Origin of the sequence: Carboxylicivirga taeanensis (assembly GCF_051851475.1) — a bacterium.
GTDB lineage: Bacteria > Bacteroidota > Bacteroidia > Bacteroidales > Marinilabiliaceae > Carboxylicivirga > Carboxylicivirga taeanensis.
This window is the reverse complement of the sequence record NZ_JBPUSJ010000038.1, coordinates 1-3,879: the sequence shown is the minus strand read 5'-3', so window position 1 is coordinate 3,879 and position 3,879 is coordinate 1. Positions and strand designations below refer to the sequence as shown.

The window sequence follows — 3,879 nt, the reverse complement described above, 5'->3', positions numbered from 1 at the left end:
TTCCGCTGAGAGGTCGGGAAAATTGACTGAGAACTTGGGAAAATCCATTGCGGCGGCGTTACAATTGATTGCGCAACCGGTACAATCGACTGAGCGAACCGGAAAATACATTGCGCGGTCGGTCCGACACACTGAGAAGCCTGTTTCCAAGATAGCATGCAAATTCATAGTGTTAATTTCCAAATCTTTCAATTAACGTGCTATAATAATTCCCAATTCCTTAAATGTCACAATTTTTGATGCGTTTATTAAATACTAAGTGCTTTGGGTTTTTTCAATAGCTACCAACGGACTGCCGCATGGTGCGTAAAGGAATTTATCCTTACATACTTTCCAAATTAAGCGGAGCCAAAGCACTGTATTTGTTTTTAACTTTTCATTTTTAAAGCCAAATCAGTGATTTGGCGCTGGTAGCCGAAGCTACTAACCGACCAAAATGAGCTGAACCCTTTATGCTCTATTGCGGTTTGTTGGCAGCAGTACTTTATTAGGGATTTATTTCAACAGAGTTACCAAAGTCAATATGTGCCAAGTCTTTTAGTTTATCCCAAAGCTCTTTATTTTTATCAATAGGTAAAAAGTATCTATTTGTATCTGAATGCTTAATAATGATATAATCTTTATACATTTCATCAAAATCATTTTCTTCAGTTAGAATAGTCAAAATTCTGAATTCACCACATTCTTTATATGGTAAATCATCAAATTTCATCCTGATAAATACATACTCTGGAGCACCAAATATATTTACTTTGCTATAATAAATATCAGTACTATCTATAATTGCTGAATTAACTAGACTGAGTATTTCAGAAAAGATAGTATCAGCGTTATTGTTTATTAGTTTGTTCTGATTTCCTTTCAGAGCATATACGCCAGATTCATTCCCTAAATCATTTTGAACAGGACCTTTATCATACCATAACCTAAACCAATTTAAATTTTCGAATTTAAAATTAAACTTCTCAAAATGTGGCCTAAGTCCTTTTTGTTCGGCTAACTCCTTTGCAGGACCAATTAAATCGCTAACCTTAAATGAAACTATTTTATTTTCTTCAATTTCATCTGAGAAACCAAAAACAATATGTTCATCTGATAATAGTTGTGGTTTTTTTGTTGGAGGGAATGTAAATACTAATGTCCCTAATTTAGCATATTTGTAGTCATGTATTATATGTGTAATACCAAGATGTAATGATTCTAGAGGAGTTAATCCATCATATTTATTAAGTATGTCTGCTGCGTTATTAAATAGGATTTGTAAGCCTTCATCATCACTTTCCTTTATGATTTTCTCTACCCAAAGGCCTTTAAAAGTTTCTATATCATTGTTCCTAATTGCATCAATTGCACTTAATGAAGTCTCATACATTGCTTCAATAGTTGTCTGACTAAGTACCAAAACTGGCCTTATCATCAATAAAATTAGTAAAATGAGATATTTTTTATTCATATAACTATACGTTTCTGTATTGCTGCCAACGGTTGGCCGCATGATGCTGTAGCAGATTTTCGGTGCTGATTGTCCGTCCGACAGGACTGACAATCGAGGCGGGAATCTGCCCACCCAAAGTGAGCTGAACCCTGCTATGCATTATGTGCGGCGTGTTAGCAGCAGTTATTTTCTATCTATTTCAATAATATTTTCATCTTCCATTATCACAAAAAAGAGTTCAAAAAATTCAACTAATGGTATTGAACTTATTCTCGTCTCAGTTTCATATTTATATTGAATCCAACAATCTAAAGTCCGAGGGTGAATATTGACAACTGATGTCAAGTTAAATACTACATACTTGTTGTTATGGTGTTTTAGTTTATTATTAAATTCACGTAAAACCTTAAGATTACTATATTTTTCTTCGATTTTTGGCTTGTCAAATTTTCCATTTTTTGAAACAAAAATCCCTTCTATAATTGAATAGATATCTTTGATTATGCTCTTGAATAATGGTACCGATTCATTAAAAACTTTAGTTGTTTCTTCCGAAACCCACGCAGCATTTTCTGGATATTTAATTTTTGAAACAAACCTAATTCTGTTTTTTTGAAAGTGAACTTCATAAAGTTGTCCAATCCTACTTATAACGTCTTCAATGTCTTCAAATAGATATGCTGAGTTATTTAAATTATAGATATTTAATTTGTTCGTCATTTGATTATAAGTTGAATTGCACCCTAATTGCTGCTAACGGCCTGCCGCATGGCGTCGTAAGGCGATTTTAACCTTACAAACTTTCCAAAATGAACGTAGCTAAAGCGCTGAATTTGTCTTTAACTTTTCATTTCAAAAGCCAAATCAGTGATTTGGCGATGACTGCCAAAGCATCGAACCGACCAAAATGAATCGAACGCCTTATGCGCTATTGCGGTTTGTTGTAGCACGTTATTATTCGAATAAGTTTCCAACGACAGTTTTTGCAATGATATACCTATCGTCTATGGGTTCTTTTTTTATAAATCGGAAACAATCTTCGGGTTTTGTAGCATATTCTTTGGTATCAAGAAGCAGTTTGTCAATTTTAATTCTCCATTCGTTGTAAGCACCAACACTTTTATTGATATATACATCTTGTGTATAAGAGTCCACAAGAGTAGTTCTCATTTCAATGGCTTTTGCTTCTATCGATTTAAACATCATTGAAATAATACCGTAACCACTAATAGAATCTTGCAAATGATGTAATTGTTGTCTAGCAGTTCTTGCTGATAATTCAAAAATATCAAATATTACTTCTTGTTTTTCAACTCCAAGCGTATCATGACTTAAAATGAATGATGTTGTTTTGTCAAATGCTGGAGCAAAATAAACTTTCTCTAATAACTCTCCGCGTTTACGTTTTTTCTTAGGAACGTCAAGAACAGCAAATAAGCCAACTGAAGCGACTGTATACAAATCAAATTCATCGCAATAGTTGACAATTTTTTCATCTTGCGTTCCATCATATTGAAAGTCATCTTCTGATAGTTTTCTGTCTGCTTGCCAAAAAATATGTGTTTGAGATTCAGTAGCTAGGTGTTCACCTTGTCCAAATGAATCAACTAGAAAGCCTGTTAAAAAGATAAATAATCCTAAAGTAAAAATTCTTTTCATATTCTTTAAGGTTTGATTCACTATGTACTGTTCAATTGAATTGTTTTCCCTTAAATACTCATTATTGATTAACTTTTATTGTGAGATGTGGGGGAATGTGCTACAACGGTCTTAATATGGTGCGTTTGGCATTTCAACGCTCCAAACTTTCAATTTTACTACTATGTTTATTTATTGCTATCATTTTCAATTTTAGCACTATCTGCCATATGCACTATATTTTTTGTTGTAGCCAGTTTTTTATTAATTCAATATTATTTTGTTCAAATTTAATTCTAATCAACCTGTCAAGTTTATAGAGCTTTCAGAGAGTCTATCTAGATTATTATTGTCTAAATAGCCCAACATCTTAGTATTGTTAAATAATTTAATCAATTATCATGAATTTAACCCAATAAAGATGAATGACAGAAAACAAGTTATTGCTGCACTCCATGAAATAATTAGTCCGTAATAGTTTGTTTTCATTCTTCTTTTCTCAAATTCATTATTGACAGATTTAATCAATTTTCTATAATTTTTTAGGTCTGAAGGTAAAAACATAAATATTGTTGAATTATATCCATTTTTCTTTAAGGTCTGGACAATATTATACTGAAAGGGAACAGCAATTATTCCCATCAAAACCATTATAAATCCTAATATCTCCATTCTCATGCTTTTAATTGTCGTATCCTTCAAATTGGCTACAACGGTTGGCCGCATGGCGCTGTAGCAGATTCTGCGTTGAGATTGTCCGTCCGAGAGGACGAGACCATCGAGGCGGGAATCTGCACACTCAAAGT

4 protein-coding genes are annotated in these 3,879 nt (G+C 33.0%); all 4 read right to left on the bottom strand.

What is annotated here, in order from left to right; translation table 11 throughout:
• Window positions 1-487: 487 nt before the first annotated feature.
• Window positions 488-1,453, bottom strand: a complete 966-nt coding sequence (locus tag ACSX1H_RS18850) for a hypothetical protein (RefSeq protein WP_439185807.1) — start codon at window positions 1,451-1,453, stop codon at window positions 488-490.
• Between the two features lie 165 nt (window positions 1,454-1,618).
• Window positions 1,619-2,155, bottom strand: coding sequence for a hypothetical protein (locus ACSX1H_RS18845; protein WP_439185806.1), 537 nt, complete (start codon window positions 2,153-2,155; stop codon window positions 1,619-1,621).
• 234 nt (window positions 2,156-2,389) lie between these two features.
• Entirely contained in the window at window positions 2,390-3,094 is a 705-nt protein-coding gene (locus ACSX1H_RS18840; protein WP_439185805.1) for a hypothetical protein, read from the bottom strand.
• 378 nt (window positions 3,095-3,472) lie between these two features.
• On the bottom strand, window positions 3,473-3,879 hold a 407-nt coding region (locus tag ACSX1H_RS18835), incomplete at its 5' end, for a hypothetical protein (protein WP_439185804.1).

Excerpts from the sequence above, each read along its gene's own strand:
- ACSX1H_RS18850 (WP_439185807.1), bottom strand. The coding sequence starts at position 1,453 with ATGAATAAAAAATATCTCATTTTACTAATTTTATTGATGATAAGGCCA.
- ACSX1H_RS18845 (WP_439185806.1), bottom strand. The coding sequence starts at position 2,155 with ATGACGAACAAATTAAATATCTATAATTTAAATAACTCAGCATATCTA.
- ACSX1H_RS18840 (WP_439185805.1), bottom strand. The coding sequence starts at position 3,094 with ATGAAAAGAATTTTTACTTTAGGATTATTTATCTTTTTAACAGGCTTT.